The 15,340-nt window shown below is 69.4% G+C and carries 13 protein-coding genes, 1 other RNA gene and 2 pseudogenes; 5 read left to right on the top strand and 11 right to left on the bottom strand.

From position 1 onward, the window contains the following. The first annotated feature begins 63 nt into the window (after nucleotides 1-63). Nucleotides 64-1,509, top strand: a complete 1,446-nt coding sequence (locus tag AQJ84_RS10635; protein ID WP_053193888.1) for an RNB domain-containing ribonuclease — start codon at nucleotides 64-66, stop codon at nucleotides 1,507-1,509. On the opposite strand, the gene AQJ84_RS10630 is transcribed toward AQJ84_RS10635, so the two are convergent. Together AQJ84_RS10630 and AQJ84_RS10625 are read right to left on the bottom strand one after the other, a co-directional pair. After that, nucleotides 1,451-2,065, bottom strand: a complete 615-nt coding sequence (locus AQJ84_RS10630; RefSeq protein WP_030039163.1) for a hypothetical protein — start codon at nucleotides 2,063-2,065, stop codon at nucleotides 1,451-1,453. The genes AQJ84_RS10635 and AQJ84_RS10630 overlap by 59 nt on opposite strands. Further along, complete coding sequence (locus tag AQJ84_RS10625) at nucleotides 2,062-2,901, bottom strand: MerR family transcriptional regulator (protein ID WP_078631710.1); 840 nt, start codon at nucleotides 2,899-2,901, stop codon at nucleotides 2,062-2,064. The genes AQJ84_RS10630 and AQJ84_RS10625 overlap by 4 nt, the downstream gene beginning before the upstream one ends. 307 nt (nucleotides 2,902-3,208) lie before the next feature. On the opposite strand from AQJ84_RS10625, the gene AQJ84_RS10620 reads away from it, so the two are divergent. The 3 genes and pseudogenes from AQJ84_RS10620 to rnpB all read left to right on the top strand — a co-directional run bounded on the left by AQJ84_RS10620 (nucleotide 3,209) and on the right by rnpB (nucleotide 5,434). Beyond that, nucleotides 3,209-4,027, top strand: coding sequence for an AraC family transcriptional regulator (locus AQJ84_RS10620; RefSeq protein ID WP_030039165.1), 819 nt, complete (start codon nucleotides 3,209-3,211; stop codon nucleotides 4,025-4,027). A gap of 18 nt (nucleotides 4,028-4,045) precedes the next feature. Then, nucleotides 4,046-4,828 (top strand): annotated as a pseudogene (locus tag AQJ84_RS10615) (DMT family transporter); the annotation flags it as partial. A gap of 199 nt (nucleotides 4,829-5,027) precedes the next feature. After that, nucleotides 5,028-5,434: RNase P RNA component class A (rnpB, locus tag AQJ84_RS10610), an RNA gene on the top strand. Nucleotides 5,435-5,521: 87 nt separating this feature from the next. Here the strand turns inward: rnpB and AQJ84_RS10605 are convergent. The 3 genes from AQJ84_RS10605 to AQJ84_RS10595 form a co-directional block, all read right to left on the bottom strand. Beyond that, complete coding sequence (locus tag AQJ84_RS10605) at nucleotides 5,522-5,806, bottom strand: hypothetical protein (protein WP_157875059.1); 285 nt, start codon at nucleotides 5,804-5,806, stop codon at nucleotides 5,522-5,524. A gap of 181 nt (nucleotides 5,807-5,987) precedes the next feature. After that, nucleotides 5,988-6,443, bottom strand: coding sequence for a hypothetical protein (locus AQJ84_RS10600; RefSeq protein WP_030039167.1), 456 nt, complete (start codon nucleotides 6,441-6,443; stop codon nucleotides 5,988-5,990). A gap of 15 nt (nucleotides 6,444-6,458) precedes the next feature. After that, nucleotides 6,459-8,099: a restriction endonuclease fold toxin-2 domain-containing protein gene (locus AQJ84_RS10595; RefSeq protein WP_030039168.1), complete on the bottom strand. Its 1,641-nt coding sequence runs from the start codon at nucleotides 8,097-8,099 to the stop codon at nucleotides 6,459-6,461. 612 nt (nucleotides 8,100-8,711) lie between these two features. Here AQJ84_RS10595 and AQJ84_RS10590 point away from each other — a divergent pair. Continuing rightward, nucleotides 8,712-9,083: a hypothetical protein gene (locus AQJ84_RS10590; protein ID WP_198536424.1), complete on the top strand. Its 372-nt coding sequence runs from the start codon at nucleotides 8,712-8,714 to the stop codon at nucleotides 9,081-9,083. A 213-nt stretch (nucleotides 9,084-9,296) separates the two neighbouring features. Here AQJ84_RS10590 and AQJ84_RS10585 read toward each other — a convergent pair. The 6 genes and pseudogenes from AQJ84_RS10585 to AQJ84_RS10560 form a co-directional block, all read right to left on the bottom strand. Then, nucleotides 9,297-9,752: pseudogene (locus AQJ84_RS10585) on the bottom strand (immunity 49 family protein); the annotation flags it as partial. Between the two features lie 225 nt (nucleotides 9,753-9,977). Continuing rightward, nucleotides 9,978-11,870: a DUF2075 domain-containing protein gene (locus AQJ84_RS10580; RefSeq protein WP_030039170.1), complete on the bottom strand. Its 1,893-nt coding sequence runs from the start codon at nucleotides 11,868-11,870 to the stop codon at nucleotides 9,978-9,980. Between the two features lie 187 nt (nucleotides 11,871-12,057). Continuing rightward, nucleotides 12,058-12,555, bottom strand: a complete 498-nt coding sequence (locus tag AQJ84_RS10575; RefSeq protein WP_037802526.1) for an NUDIX domain-containing protein — start codon at nucleotides 12,553-12,555, stop codon at nucleotides 12,058-12,060. 318 nt (nucleotides 12,556-12,873) lie between these two features. Then, nucleotides 12,874-13,959 carry a sugar ABC transporter substrate-binding protein gene (locus tag AQJ84_RS10570; protein WP_030039173.1) on the bottom strand — a complete coding sequence of 362 codons (1,086 nt, stop codon included), beginning with the start codon at nucleotides 13,957-13,959 and terminating at the stop codon, nucleotides 12,874-12,876. Nucleotides 13,960-14,311: 352 nt separating this feature from the next. Next, on the bottom strand, nucleotides 14,312-14,725 hold the full coding sequence (locus AQJ84_RS10565) for a VOC family protein (RefSeq protein WP_030039174.1): 414 nt from the start codon (nucleotides 14,723-14,725) through the stop codon (nucleotides 14,312-14,314). Between the two features lie 218 nt (nucleotides 14,726-14,943). Further along, nucleotides 14,944-15,324, bottom strand: a complete 381-nt coding sequence (locus AQJ84_RS10560; protein ID WP_051869706.1) for a MazG-like family protein — start codon at nucleotides 15,322-15,324, stop codon at nucleotides 14,944-14,946. Between the last annotated feature and the right edge of the window lie 16 nt (nucleotides 15,325-15,340).

The following is a 15,340-nucleotide window of genomic DNA, read 5'->3' as shown; positions in this document are numbered from 1 at the left end:
TTCTGTAGAGCTCCGGACAGCGTACGGCGTGCCACCCAAGGGCCCGAGCCCTACGCTCGCTGTATGCCCCGCCGCCACCTCCGCGTGACCGGAGCCCCCGAAGCCCCCCTCCGGGCCGCCCTCAGCGCACTGCGCGACGAACTCGGCGTGCCCGACAGCTTCCCGCCGCAGGCCCTCGCCGAGGCCGAGCAGTCGGCGAAGGCCCCCACCCCTCCCTCCCACGACGCCACCGACATCCCCCTGTTCACCGTCGACCCGCCCACCTCCACCGACCTCGACCAGGCGATGCACCTGTCCCGGCGGGGCACCGGCTACCGCGTCCGGTACGCCATCGCCGACGTCGCCGCGTTCGTCGCACCCGGCTCGGCCCTCGACACCGAGGCCCACCGGCGGGTCACCACCCTCTACTTCCCCGACGAGAAGGTGCCGCTGCATCCACCCGCGCTCAGCGAGGGCGCGGCCAGCCTGCTGCCGGACCGGGTGCGCCCCGCCGCGCTGTGGACCATCGACCTCGACGCGGACGGCCGTACCCTCACCGCCGAAGTCCGCCGGGCCCTGGTCCGCAGCCGGGCCAAGCTCGACTACGCGGGCGTGCAGCGGCGGATCGACTCAGGCGCGGCCGAGGAGCCGCTCGCGCTCCTGAAGGAGATCGGGGAGCTGCGGGAGGCGCTGGAGGTCGAGCGCGGAGGCATCTCGCTCAACGTGCCGGAGCAGGAGATCGTCCGACAGGAGGGGGCGTACGAGCTGACCTACCGCGCCCCGCTCCCCGCCGAAGGCTGGAACGCGCAGATCTCCCTGCTCACCGGGATGGCCGCGGCGGACCTGATGATCGCCCACGGCACCGGGGTCCTCCGCACGCTGCCCCCGGCCCCCGACGGCGCGGTCGGCCGCCTGCGCCGTACCGCGCACGCCCTGCACATCGACTGGCCGCACCACGTCTCGTACGACCGGCTGGTCCGCTCCCTGGACCCGCAGCGCGCGCAGCACGCGGCCTTCCTCCAGGAGTGCACGACCCTCCTGCGCGGCGCCGGCTACACGCCCTTCCGCAACGGCGAACTCCCGGAGATCACCACCCACGCCGCCGTCGCCGCCCCCTACGCCCACTGCACGGCCCCGCTGCGCCGCCTCGTCGACCGGTACGCCTCCGAGATCTGCCTCGCGGCCGCCGCCGGCCAGGACCCGCCGGAGTGGGTGCTCACCGCCCTCGACGCCCTGCGCGGCGAGATGGCCGACGGCGGCCGGCGCGCGGGGGCCGCCGAGCGGGGCTGCGTCGACCTCGTCGAGGCCATGCTGCTCCAAGGCCGGGTCGGGGAGGTCTTCGACGGGTGCGTGGTGGACCTGGACGAGCGCCAACCCACCAGCGGCGTGGTGCAGTTGGAGTCGCCCGCGGTCATCGGCCGGATCGAGGGCGGCGCCCCGCTGCCGCTGGGGGAGCGGCTGCGGGTGCGGCTCACGCAGGCCGATCCGGGACCGGGACCCCAGCCGAGAGTGCGCTTTGCCCCTGCGTGAGCGCGCGTACGAGTGCGGGGGCGTCGTCGGCGTGGAAGCGGACGAGGCGCACGTCACGACGTCGACCGAGGAAGTTCGAGTGCGGTACGGGCTCGGTGAGTTCGAGGGTGACGGAGGTCTGCGCGCCCACGGCGAGGTCGAGTTCGCCGTCCGCCCGCTGGTGGGCGGCCCGTAGCTCACTCCGTACCGCCGAGACCTTCTCCAGCGGGATGCGCAGATCCACGTGAACGGCCCGGCGGATCCGCAGCGACCCGGCGTCCAGCACATGCGGCCGGACCACGTTCGCCGCGTGCAGCGCGAGGACGAAGACGACGGTGTACACGTCCAGCACCAACACCACGCCGTGCACGATCGGGTAGTCGCGCAGCAGCACCGACATCGTCAGCGTCTCCACCACACACACGAACGCGAACCCGAACATCATCGCGCCCTGCCCCCGGGCGTACCCGAAGGCCCGCCCGCCGTCACCGGTGCCGTGCGTCCTCCGCACGACCCACAACGCGAGACTCGCGAGCATGCGCAACTCGTGCAGGACGAGCAAGTGAGCGATCCTCATCGTCGTCTCACATCCCCCTCGGTCGGGTCGGTCGGGTCGGTCACGTCGGTTTGGTCGGTCGGGTCGGTCACGTCGGTCGGGTCGGTCGGGTCGGTCGGGTCGGTCAGGATCCGCAGCGTCCGGCGGATCGCCTCAGCCTGCGCCGGCGCGAAATCCGCGTAGAAGGCGCGCAGGAAACTGCCGTTGTGATCGATGTCGGCCTCCGGGAGCAGCTCGGCGGGCAGACAGTCGGCGAGAGCGCGGGCGGCCTCGTCCACGCGTGGATCGTCCGGTCCGGCGTCGGCGAGCGCGTCGAGCAGCGCGTACGCCTCACGGGCCCGCTCCACCCCACCCGGGGTGGCGAAGGCGCTGCCCACCAGCCCGATCAGCTGCTCCCGGGTCTCCGGGGTGGCCGAGGTGTCGAGCAGCGCGAGGATCTCGCGGTCCTTGGCGGCCATGGGCGAGCCGGACACCTGCCCGACCTCGCCGAACAGCGTCGCCAGCTCCGGCGAGACCGGCCCCTCGGCGGGCAGCGCGCCCGCCTGAAGAAGAGCCCGCAGCCGAGCCCGCCGTTCCCGGATCGCCGCCTCCTGCCGAGCCAGGTCCTCGTCGAGCTCGGTGAGCACCTCCACGAGATCCTTCCCGGCATCCTCCGCGAGCACGTCCCGCACCTCTCCGAGCCCGAGCCCGAGCTCGGTCAGCCGCCGGATCCGGGCGAGCACGACGGCATGCCGGAGCGTGTAGTCCCGATAGCCGTTGCCGAGCCGCTCGGGCTCCGGCAACAGTCCGAGGTGGTGGTAGTGCCGCACGGTCCGGGTGGTCACACCCACGGCCGCGGCGAGTTCTCCGATCCGCATGGGATCAGTAGAAACGCTGACGTCGCGGCAGGGTCAAGGACGCGGGCCGGTGCCTGACGGGGGCGCGGGTCGTGTGCCACGATCGAGGCAACGGTTTCCGATCTCACGGACGGTGATCAGCCGATGTCCCAGTCTGGCGAGCGACCGAAGGAGGGGCGTGACATGACCGCCATGGCCCACGAGCCGCTCACGCGGGCGGAGGTCAAGCCCCTCACCCTCCCCGAACCCTTCTCCTTCGACCTGGACACGTCGGACTTTCTCTGAGCACCACGACGTTGCACCCTCGGGACGACGACCAGGGGGACGTATGGAGCAGGCACTGTGGACCAGGGCCCGCCTGGGCCGCTGCGGCCCTCCCCTCGACCTGCTCACCGCCCGCTTCGACCGGCACGCCTACGCCTCGCACACGCACGAGCAGTTCAGCATCGGCATCTGCGTCGGCGGCTCCGAGGTCATCGACTACCGGGGCGACCACCTCCGCCCCGGCCCGGGCTCCATCGTCGTCCTGGCCCCCGGCGAGATGCACACGGGCCGCCCCGCCGCGTCCGACGGCTACGCGTACCGAGCGCTGTACCCCGAGCCCTCCCTGCTCACCGACGGCACCCTCGGCGGCCTGCCGTACTTCCGCGAGCCCCTCCTCGACGACCCCGAACTGGCGGCCGCCCTACGCCTGGCGCACACCGAACTGAGCGCCTGCCCGGACCCGTTGGAGACGGAGTCCCGCCTCCCGTGGCTGCTCACCGCCCTGGCCCGCCGCCACTCGACGGCCCGCGCGGCGAGGGATGGTGTGCCCGGCGCCGCGCACATCGCCCACGCCGTACGCGACCGCCTGGCCGACGAACTCCTGGAACCCCCCTCCCTCGCCCTGCTCGCCTCCGAGCTGGGCCTGTCCCGCTACCAACTCCTCCGGGCCTTCCGTACGACGATGGGGATCCCCCCGTACGCCTGGCTGGCGCAGCACCGGGTGCACCGGGCACGCGGCCTGCTGGAGTCGGGCCTGCGTCCGGCGGAGGTCGCGGGCCTGGTGGGCTTCGCGGACCAGGCACACCTCACGCGCTGGTTCCGACGGGTTCTCGGAGTCACCCCGGCGGTGTACCGCAACAGCGTTCAAGACGCCCGCCGCTGATCCGGTGAACATGGCCGCATGACTGCACGCGGCTGGTTTCTGTTCTCCCTGATGGGAGTGGTCTGGGGCATCCCCTACCTGCTGATCAAGGTGGCGGTGGACGCCCCGCTCTCCCCGTCGATGGTGGTGTTCACGCGCTGCGCACTGGGTGCGGCCTTGCTCCTGCCCTTCGCGATCCGCCAGGGCGGCCTGCCCGGCACCGTACGGACCCACTGGCGCCCGATGCTGGCCTTCGCGTGCATCGAGATCATCGGCCCCTGGTGGACTCTGACCGACGCCGAACGCCACCTGTCCAGCTCGACGGCGGGCCTGCTGATCGCCGGCGTCCCGATCGTGGGAGTGGCCCTGGCCCGCTTCTTCGGCGAGACGGAGAGGCTGGGGCTGAGGCGGGTGACCGGTCTGGGCCTCGGCCTGGCCGGCGTCGGAGTCCTCACGGTCCCGCACCTGACCGGCGGCGACGCGAAGTCACTGGCCGAGGTGCTGGTCACGGTGATCGGCTACGCGACGGCCCCCTTGATCGCCGCGCGCCACCTCAAGAACGTCCCGACCCTCCAGCTCATCGCCCCCTGCCTGGCCCTCTCGGCACTGGTCTACGCCCCGGCAGCGGCCGCGACCTGGCCTGCCGAGCTGCCCACCCCCACGGTCCTGGCCGCACTGGCCGCCCTGGGCGCAGTCTGCACGGCGATCGCCTTCGTGGCCTTCCTCGAGCTGATCAAGGAGGCGGGCCCGACCAGGGCGACGGTCTTCACGTACGTCAACCCGGCGGTCGCGGTGGCAGCGGGCGCGATCTTCCTGGACGAGCCGCTGACGGCGGGCATCGTGGCGGCGTTCACGCTGATCCTGGCGGGCTCGGTACTGGCGACGGCGGCCGGCCCGGGGCCGGCGGGTCCCTCGGCCGGACCGAGGGAGGGCGAGCACACGGTGGAGCACCCGGTGCCTCCTGGCACCCCGGCCGGGCCGGGGAAGGGTGAGAGCCCGGTACCATGGTCCACACGGCAGACGAGCCGGGCGGACGGCCGCGTGGAGTCCCCTTGAGGGACTTCCCGAGGAACGTCCGGGCTCCACAGGGCAGGGTGATGGCTAACGGCCACCCGGGGTGACCCGCGGGACAGTGCCACAGAAAACAAACCGCCCGGCGCTTCGGCACCGGGTAAGGGTGAAACGGTGGTGTAAGAGACCACCAGTGCCCAGGGCGACCTGGGCAGCTAGGTAAACCCCACCCGGAGCAAGGTCAAAAGGGGCCGCCGTAAAAAGCGGCTCTGCGCGGACGCTTGAGGGCTGCCCGCCCGAGTCCGCGGGTAGACCGCACGAGGCCGGCGGCAACGCCGGCCCTAGATGGATGGCCGTCTCCCCGGCCGCCGCGAGGCGACCGGGCGACAGAACCCGGCGTATAGCCCGACTCGTCTGCCGCCGAAGCTGCGCCGCTCGTGATGGCCCTGGCACTGCAACCGATCCTTGCAGGTCACAGCCGGTCCGATCCCGGAAACCCACAGGTCAGAAAGGTGCTCCATCGGATCCGTCGGCGGAGGCGTACTTACGGCCCCAGGTCGTGTGCTCGTACTGCCCCGCTCCACGCGCGTCCAGGACCTCCCGCCTCTCGGTCCGCGCCATCCAGCTCAGCCGGACCGGCTCGGTCGGGGGAGCCCGGCCTCCCGGTGCCGCCCGCTGCTCGGTGCCGCGGGCTGCGACATACCGCTCGAACACCTCGACGGTCCACGCCGACAGGGCGGGATGAGAGGGCGCGCCGCGACCGCGAACCGGTCCTCGGTTCTGGCGCATCTCGTCGAGCACATGCCCTCGACACGCTCCGGCACCAGGCGGCGGCCTTAGCCCACTGGCGGGTCGATCGGGGCTGGGACGTGGAGTGCGACCACCTCTAGAACCCAAGCTGTCATCCGGGGCCGTCGATGATTGTCGAAGCCAGGCCGGGATCTCCTGCCACGTCAACGGGCCATGTCGACTACTCGGCTCCGGCCGCGGCCAGGTGGCTTCGCATGACGGACTCGATCTCCGTGGCGTCGCCTGTCGGGGGGAGGGGCCAGGGCGCCTCGTCGCCGTTTTCCATGACGAAACTGCTCAGGAAACGCACACTGGCGGGTGAGGGAACGTACGAGTCGCGGAGCCACTGGGCGAACAAGGCGGCCGCGTGGGCGGTCACGTCGATGATGCTGATGTGGGCATAGTCCGGGGCGGGCATGGCAGCCGTCCCGGTGACGAAGAGGTCCGTCTCCGCCTCGATCTCGAAGTCCAGGACAGGCACATCGCGCAGGCTGGACGTGTTCGTCTCCAGGAAGGCATCGGGAAAAGCCCGCGCCAGCGCGTCCCTGAACGTCTCCAGGCTCGCCTGCCAGGCGGCTGGGTTCTCCTCGGGCGGAGCGAAGACGAAGTTCGACCGCAGGGTGTGCTCGACTGCCACAGAAGTCCTTCACTCTCAGGGCACGTACCGCGTGGAGCCGGTGACGCCGTTCATGGCCATCATCGACTCCCAGTAGGCCGCGTTGTCCTTGCCGTTGGTCACGATCTCAAGACCGCGGATCTCGGAGTTCGCCGGGTTGGCCATCGCGCTCTTGTACCGACGCAGCTCCGACTCGTCACCCCGGTACATGCCGTCGATCAGCGGGTCCCACTTCGGGTCGCCCTTGGCGTCCACCTTCACGGGCTTGGCGAGCGTCTCGTTGACGCGCTCGATGCTGCGGAAACTGCGCTTCGCGCAGTCCGGGTCCCGGACGTGCTTCGCCTCGACGAGGTAGCCGTCGACGGGACGTATCCCGTCCACCATGAGCCCCTGCTTACGGCCGACGAGCGGCACTTCGCGCTCCGGGTAGCCGGCCACGCGCAGCTGATAGGCGTTGTCGGGATTGGTGGGACCGCCACCTCCGGCGAAGCCCCCGGTGTTGAGCGAGTTCAGCCACGTCCGGAACTGCGGCTGCTCTCCTGAAGTGAGCAGGCGGGTGGTGCCGGGCACCGGAGGGATGGGGTCCTGGGCGGGGATAGAGGGGTCGATCCTGTTGATCGCCGGGAGGATGGCCGGTGCCTGCCCGTGGTAGGAGGCGAGGACCAGCGGCACGGGGACCGGAACGGGCACGGGAAGAAGAGGCGGTACGGGGAGTCCGGGGGGATCGTCAGAGCCCTGGGGGAGCTTGACGCGCTTCTCGGACTCGTCCAGGGCATGGGCGACGTCGCCGAGCTGGTGGATCCAGGGATCGCCGAGTACCGCGTCGAGGAGCCCGCCGTCGTCGCCGTTGCCGCCGAACATCGGTTGGTCCCACGGCATCTCGACGTGGAAGGGGTCCAGATCGTTCTGGGTGATCTTCCGCTTCGCCGCTTCGACGTGATCCGCGTACTGGTCACAGGCTTTGGCGAGCTGGTTGCACGCCGCCACGAGGTTGGCGACCAACGTCTCGTCCTGCTGGGCCTGTTCGGGCGGCCCCGCGAAGCCGACGAACGCCTTGAAATAGAGGCGGAACGCGTCCGCGGCCTCCCCGGAGTGCGCCTTGTCGGCCGTGTGTGCGTACACCTGGGCGTCTTCCAGGAAGCGAAGCATCATCTTTCCGCCCGCGCGCCAGGACGTGGCGACGTCCCGCAGCTTCTCCGGCGAGCCGCGGAAACGGTCGCTCGTGCCGGCCGGGGCGTACTGGTCGTACCAAGCCGTGTCGCCGACCACTTCCGGTAGCTCCTGGCCCCGCCCGAGGAAGCTCTCACTGCAGTCCGCTCCGGGGTCGCCCATGCCGGCGGTCAGGTCCACCTGCTTGTTCAGGATCGCGGAGGCGACGTGGCTCTCACGCGCCATGAATTCGCGGGCGTTGCGCATCAGCCCCTTGCCGGTCTCGCCCATCACGTAGGCGCTGAAGCCCATCTTGTCGAGCGTGGTGGAGGCCGCCGACTTGTACACCTTCGCGAACGCCCGCCCCGCATCGTCGTCCCCGGCCATGCCGTGCTGCCGGTCGAGTTCGTGGAAGAGCGCGATGGCGGTATCGCGCGTGCCGACCATGACCGTGCCCACCATTCCCATGGACGCCTTGATCATGCCCTCGGCTATGACCTTCAGGTCCAGCGGCAGCCCCACGCTCATCTCCATCCGGCGAACAGGCCTGTTGACCCGAGCAATTGCCTACCTGTTCTATCGCACAGGTGTCCTTCCCTGTGTGCCCGGTCCCTCACATGGAGACCTCGGCCCAGACGGTTTTGACGAACTCGCTGCGCGGCTCGCAGCCCCAGTGGGTGGCGAAGGCGTCGACAAGGAGAAGGCCACGGCCGTTTGTTGCCGTGTCGGGCGGCGGCGATGTGGCAGTGGTTGCGCCGTCGGGCAATGGGGGCAGCCGGTCCGGGCGAGTGTCGCTGACCTCGATGCGGACTTGGGCTGCGGTGAGGGAGAGGCGTACCTCGAAGTCCCGGCACCTGCGTCATCAATGTTGGGAAGGAGATGAACTCGTTCTTCGGAAGACCGACGTTGGTAAGGAGCGCAAAAGCCTCGCCGGTGAATCCGGAACCTGCGCTGCTGCTGGAGGGACCTGCCTGACCCGCTCGGCGCCGAAGGTCTGAGCGAGGTTGTCGCGAGACATTTCGAAGATCATCTGGTCCTGTCGTGTTTCCCTCGCCCCAGCGGGAACGCGTCCGGGACGCATGCTGGCGCACCGGTACCCAGCACGTTACCTACGAGCTCACCCTGCACGGCGGCAGGATCATGCGCACCAGAATCTCGTACCCGGTGGACCGCACCGCGTACGGTGCCGCGATGCGGCGACACATCCGCTGGAAGCAACTGGACGTCACCGAGGACGAGTTCTGGGTTCGCGTACGGAGGGCGAACTGCCTGACCGAGGTGCCCCCGAGCCGCCACGCGACGCGCTTCCCGCTGGCCTGGTACATCTGCTCATCCGCCACGTGGGGCGTCGACGAGGACACCGTGGCGGGGATGATTAAGGACGAGGCGATCGCGCGACTCCAGATGTACTGGGCGGACGGGGGCGGAGCTCCCACCCTCACCCCGGTTGCATGGCGGAACTGCGGATTCGTTGATCACGGAGACCGATGGCGGCACCTCCCGTTCGGGTGAAGCCGAGAGCGGGGGAGGCTCCCGCAACAACCGTGCCCGCGCGTGGGAGTCGTGGCGAGGCGGGGGCCGAGTCAACGGCACCCGCTCCCCACCCGGACATCCGGGCGTGAAGCTTGACGCAAGCAGCGCGTCACGCCCGGTGACGCCTCTTGCGCAAGCCCATTGCTTAGCGCTGGGTAGTTGACAGATCCCTCGCTGTCTCAGCCCCGCGGATCAGGTCGGGAACTCCTCGAGCCAGCTGTGTTGGAGCAGGTGGTGGGGCAGGTACTCGGACTCGACGTCGATGGGCAGCTCGCCGTCGTAGGCGAGGCACGCGATGGCCAGCGGCCCCAGCGCGATGCTGCCGTCGATGTCCGTCGTCCGCTCCTCGTTCAGGGTCCAGTACGCCCGGTGCAGCTTCAACGCCTCAGCCAGAGCCGGACTGAAGCCCTCAACGTCCCTGCGCACGAAGTGGTAGAAGAGGTTGATCGGCGGATAGAGCTGCCCCTGCAGCATGTCCCGCGGAGCAATCCGCGCCACGGAAGGGTCGGACGCTTCGAACGTCGCGGTCAGTTTCCCCACCAGTCCCGGCCGCCGCAGCCAGTACGTCTGCAGGGTGTCGACCCAGTGGTAGATGTACTCGTCGGACTGCCCGGTGGCAGGGCGCAGCCGCTCCAGCGGAATCTCGGTGTGGAGGTCGGCGAGCGGGAAGCAGGTTCGTTGCCGGGTGCCCGCCGAGCCTGGGTGGAACTGAGGGGATCATCCGTGCTCGGGCCGTGCGAAGGCGTTGTCCGGAAGTGCACCGCCTCTTGTGGGCGGCATCGACACCGGACGAAGGCCACGGGGAGCGGCTGCCACGCGACCGGGCGCTACACCGGCCTGAGGCACGGACGATCACCTCTCGAAGACGCGGAACTACGCGAGCGCCGCCACCTCTGCCCGCGACGTCGGATGAATGAGCGACCGCAGCTTCTCGCGGGTCTCCGCGTCCGTCGAGTAGAGGATCGTGCCGACCATGCCCCGCGTCAGCAGCACCTTGTACGTGTTGCGGATGAGTCGGTCGACGTCGTCGTCCGGCGTGGCCTTGGTGAAAGACGGGTCCTTCGAGGCCGAGCGGTCCACGACCCAGCGGTCCGTTCGCCAGACCAGGTCCGGGCCGATGATCACGCCTGACCAGTCGTACTCGAAGCCCTGCGCGGTGTAGACGCAGCCGACCTGGCTGAAGCCGGCCGGGTCGGTGGCCCAGAGGGGGGCGGGTGGGGCGCCGAGTACGGATCGGTCGCCGTACAGGTTCCAGGGGCGGGACCACTGGCCGATCACGATGTCGGTGGGGAGTGTCGTCATGTCAGAGGTGATCTTCGTGGTCCACTTCCAGCAGTAGCCGGCCGACATGCGGGCGCCGTAGCCCTCCTCTCGGCGCGCGACGAGGAAGTCCTCGAGTTCCTGCGGGGTTTCGGCGATAAGGAGCTGCAACTTGCCGTCGGGCTCCCACTGGTTGGGCGTGCCGCCGTCCAAGCCGAGGAGGTCTACGACCCACTTCTCGTACGCGTCGCTGCCGCCGCACCGGAACTGGCCGTCCAGTTCCACCACCGTGCAGTCGAGGTTCTGTGCTGCGGCGGCCCGTTCGATCTCCTGCCTGGTTCCCATCTCGCCGGGCCGCACCACCTGGTGCTGGTCGAGCAGGAAGACAGGGACCCGGGCCGCGTCGATCAGCTCCGCGACCTGGGGCCGGCCGGTACGCAGCGCCGCCTTCGTGTAGCGGTTGGCGGAGGTCTTGCGGAGTCGGTGGGCCTCGTCGCAGATCAGCACGTCGAGGTCGTTGGGCTCGGCGTCCATGAAGCTGTTGAAGTACTTGAACAACTGCTGCACCTCACGCTTCTTGTGCCCGGCGACCCTGCGCATCGTCTTCGTGAACGACTGCGATCCGGTTGCGTGCAGCGCGGGAATTCCACGGCGGTACAGCTCGCCCAGGACCGACAGCGCGATCACGCTCTTGCCGGATCCGGGGCCGCCGGTCACCACGATCACCTGCTTGTGGTTGCCGCGCTTGGACCTGCGGACGGCGGACATCACCTTCTCGTACGCCACCCGCTGCTCGGCGAGGAGTACGAACTGCTCGCGGTCGCGGATCTCGGCTGCCGCGACGGACATCAGCTGCTTCGACGGCCGCACCTTGGCGTCGAGCAGCACGTCCGCCACCTGTGCGCCGGGTTTCGCGGCGAGCCGTGAGCGCAGGAAGTCCAGGAAGGCGCCGCGCTGTTCCCCGGTGTACATCCGACCGTGCTGGTTCTCCTCGACCTCCCTCAGCCCCGCGACCCCGAACTCGGTCGCGTTGTGCAGGAACGCCACCCCGGCCAGGGACTTGGGCATACGCTCCAACGCCCCGTTGAACGACAGCAGATACTCGCAGTAGCCGCGCACCTGCTCGATCGGGTTGAGTACGGGCTGCGCGTACGCGTCGATCCGGCACAGCAGCGGCTCGTCCTCCTCCGGATAGGCGGCGCTCCACTGCTTGAGTTCGACCACGACGTACGACGGCTCGCCTGTGGTCGGGTGCACGCCCGCGAGTACGGCGTCCGCCCGCTTGCTGGTGAGGGGCAGGCTGTACTCGACGAGGACCTCCACGTCGTCGAGCCCGGCCTCGATCAGGGCGTTGACGAGCGCCGGGAGGCTGCGTTCCCAGGACCGTATCTCCGCCTGTGCGGGCCTCCGGCCGTGCTGGTGACGGAAGTTCTCGGTCAGGTGCAGCGCCAGCGACCCTTCGAGGATGCGGGCGGCCACGGACGCCGCGGACTCACGGAACAGCAAGGAAACGCCCCCAGGCAGCACGAAGAAGACTCGTGCGGGTGGGGGCATGTCCTCCGACGTCCGCCGCGCAGGCGGATCAGGAAGCCCGTCGGGCCGCTGAGATGGTGCTCGCCATCCTAGGTGAGCGTGCCGATCACGTGGCGGGGATGGGGGAAGGGTTCGGCCAGGGGGAGATCACTCGTCCCTCTTACCAACCACCGAGCGAGATCTGGGGACCGTCGGCGAGGTGGCGATGGAGGGCGCTGGCGGTGGTGGCAACGAACTCCTCGGGGAGGGAGGCGACGTCGACCCAGCAAACCTGCGCGTGCTTGCCCGGTTCCCGGTTCTCCGGTTCCCCGGACCATTCATGGGCGGCGAAGACGACGGTGAGGAAGCCGTTCGGGGCTTCGACGCCCCGGGCACCGTGGATGATGTGGGCGACTTTCAGGGACTCCGGCTTCACGGTCAGGCCGGTCTCTTCGTACAGCTCGCGTACGGCCGTTCCCGTGATGGGTTCGCCAGGTTCGCTCTTGCCGACGGGGAGGTCCCACATGCCCTGGCCGAACTTCGCGTTCGGGCCGCGCTGAAGGAGGACGACTCGGTTGGTGGCCTTGTCGTGGACGATGACGGCGGCCACCAGAATGGTCATGGACCCTAAGGCGGGTGGCAGCTCTTCGGGCTGGTCATCGGTGTGCGGCTGAGCCACGGTTGCGTCCCTTCGTCGGCCGGTCGGCGGGCAGCTTAGACGAGTGCTTCGCGTGCGCGGCGGTCGAGTTCGGGGGCTCCGGGCATCTGCTGTCGCAGCGTCGGCAGACGGAGAGGGCGATCGGAGTGGCGTGATCGCTTTGCGGGTAGCCGCGGTCGGAGTCATGCCTCCGTGGGGGGAGAGGCGTGAGCCGTGCCGTGCCCTCACCGCGGAGCAGCGCCGTGCACTGCTCCGGACGGCCGGGCCGGCCGCCTGGCCCATGTGACGAGGTCGCCGACGCGGGGCCAGGCCGGGTGCCTTGCCCCGCACGAGTTCTCGCTACTTCAGGCCGATCTCCGCGCAGTCCGCCGCGTACTCCGCCGTGCAGATGTCCTTGATGGTGTAGACGCCGTCCTGGATCACCGTCTGCTTGATGTTGTCCTTGGTGACGGCGACCACCTGTACCAGGTTGGACGGGATGGCCTTCTCCGTCGGGCTGTCGACGTTGTCGGGGGTCAGGGCGTCGAACTCGAGGGTGCGGCCCTGGACCTTGGCGACGGCCAGTTCCGCGGCGTTGTCCGCCTCCAGCAGGAACGGCTTGTAGACGGTCATGTACTGCTCGCCTGAGACGATCCGCTGCAGTGCGGCCAGGTCGGCGTCCTGTCCGGTCACCGGTGGGATCTTGGTCGCGCCCGCTGCCTTCAGTGCCTCGATGACGGCGCCCGCCATCCCGTCGTTCGCCGAGTAGACGGCGGCTATGTTGTCGAGTCCCAGGGTCTGGATCGCCTTCGTCATGTTCGCCTTGGCGACCGACGGCAGCCACTCCTTGGTGTCGTACTGCTTGGCGATGATGACGTTGCCGTCCAGCTCGCTGAGCGCGCCCTGCTTGAACAGGGCCGTGTTCGGGTCGGCCAGCGAGCCGTTCATCATGACGATCTTGCTGGTCTTGGCCTTGTCGCCGAGGGCCCCCACGATGGCGCGGCCCTGCACCTGGCCGACGAGCTCGTTGTCGTGGGAGACGTACCCGTCGATGGGGCCCTGCGCGAGCCGGTCGTAGGCGATGACGGGGATGTTCGCGTCCTTGGCCTTCTGGACGTCGGACGCGATGGCCTTGGCGTCGACCGCGTCCACCAGGATCACGTCCACCTTGGCGTCGATCATCTCCTCGAACTGCCGGCTCTGCTTGGCCGCGCTCGCGCCGGCGTTGGCGTAGCGGACCTTGCCCTTGTCGTTGGTGAGGGAGGCGACCTTCTCCTTGATGAGGGGGTAGTCGAACTTCTCGAAGCGTCTCGTGTCCTTGTCGGGCAGGAGAAGACCCACCGTGATGTCGTCGCCCTTCTTCGGGCTCGCGGAGCTGCTGCTCCCGGCGATGCCCTCGATGGCGCCGCAGGCGGTGAGCAACAGGGCCGACGTGGAGGCGGCCACGACAAGGGGAAAACGACGTGCGGCGGAGCGGAGTGTGGGGGAAGCGTTGTTCACTACAGGTGCCTTCCGGGGCTAGTGAGCAGCCTGGCGACCAGGTGGTGAAAGCCAACGCGTAAGCGCCTTCAGCGTCAAGGGTTCCAGTTAACGAGATAGCAACAGCAACCGCCCATAACATCCGCCCATGTCAGGTCCGTCGGCGGGTCTCCTCCCAAGGACGGCAGCAACGCCGTCCACTTGCCGGTGTCATTGGTCGGACTGCGTCTGCCCCCACAGCATGTGCTGCGGGGGCAGGGATTCGGCCGGGGGGGGCGGGGCGGCGACGGCCAGGTCGCCCTGGCCCGTCCGTGTCCCGTCAGCTGCTCTGCTGGACGATGTTGACCATCCACGGGATGCCGAAGCGGTCCGTGCACATGCCGAACACGTCGCCCCACATCTGCTTCTCCAGCGGGACGGCGACCGAACCGCCTGCGGACAGCTTCTCCCACCATCTGCGCAGTTCGGTCTCGTCGTCCCCGCTGAGACTCACCGAGAAGGTGTTGCCCGGCGTGTACTCCATGCCGGGCGGGGTGTCGGCGCCCATCAGGGTGAAGCCGCTCGGGGTCTCCAGCATGCCGTGCATGATCTTGTCCGCGTCCGGGGTGCCCTGCTGGCCGAACTCCCCGAAGGTGTTGAGCTTGAGAGTGCCGCCGAAGACCTCCTCGTAGAACTCCATCGCCTGCCGGGCGTCGCCGTCGAAGCTGAGATACGGGTTGAGGCGCGAGGCCATGAATACCTCCTGAAGCGAATGAAACGAGCGAAACAAGTGAAAGGGGTGAAAGGGGTGAAACGCTCGGGTGAGCGCAGACTAACTCGGGTCACCGACAGCTGCCTGTCGTCGTGAAGCGACCAGCGACCAGCGACCAGCGACCAGCGATCAGCGATCAGCGACCAGGACGGGGTGGCAGAACGTCCCCGTCGGTTCACGGCCCACACACGCCCCCGGCCCTAAGATCCCGGCGCCGCCCCCAGCGAGCGTTCCGTCACCCGTGCCAGATGCTCGGCGAAGACCTCACGCGTGTCCGGCGTCAGCGTTCGCAGGGCGACCAGCGCCGTGATCACCACGTCGCACAGTTCGGCCTGGACGTCCTCCCAGGTGTGGGTGACGCCCTTGCGCGGGTTCCGGCCGGTCACCCCGATCACCGCCTGGGCGACCTCGCCGACCTCCTCCGACAGCTTCAGCATGCGAAGGAACAGGCTCTGGTCGCCGCCGCCGGCGCCGTCCGGGCGGTTGGCCTCCAGCCAGGTCCACAGGGCGTCGATGGAGGTCCAGAGGTCCGCCGACGGCTCGGTTCCGGTCGTCTGCCGCGGCATGGGCTGATCAGTCATGCGGGCAGACTGTCAC

It is taken from the genome of Streptomyces resistomycificus (assembly GCF_001514265.1).
Classification (GTDB): Bacteria; Actinomycetota; Actinomycetes; order Streptomycetales; family Streptomycetaceae; genus Streptomyces; species Streptomyces resistomycificus.
This window is presented reverse-complemented; position numbering and strand designations above follow the sequence as displayed.